Here is a 262-nt window from a genome sequence, read left to right as displayed (position 1 = left end):
CTCTGGCTCCGCGACGACGTCCGCCTCGACCCGGACGCGCTGGCCCAACTCCTCGACGTGTCCCGCCGGTTCGCCGACGAGGCGGTGGTCGTGGGGGCGGTGCGGCACGACGGCGTCACCACCGGCTCCGGGCGCCGCGGCCGCGCCCTGGCCCTGGTCGCCCCGACCGGCCGCCCCGAGGCCTGCGACACGTACGACGGCACCGTGGTCCTGCTCCCCTGGACGGTGCGCGAACGCGTCGGCGACATCGACAAGGTCTTCC

Annotated in this window: 1 pseudogene; it reads left to right on the top strand. The window is 76.3% G+C overall.

The features are described from left to right. Positions 1–262 (top strand): annotated as a pseudogene (locus G3I40_RS05095) (glycosyltransferase family 2 protein); the annotation flags it as partial.

It is taken from the genome of Streptomyces sp. SID14478 (genome assembly GCF_010548525.1).
Taxonomy (GTDB): domain Bacteria; phylum Actinomycetota; class Actinomycetes; order Streptomycetales; family Streptomycetaceae; genus Streptomyces.
This window is presented reverse-complemented; position numbering and strand designations above follow the sequence as displayed.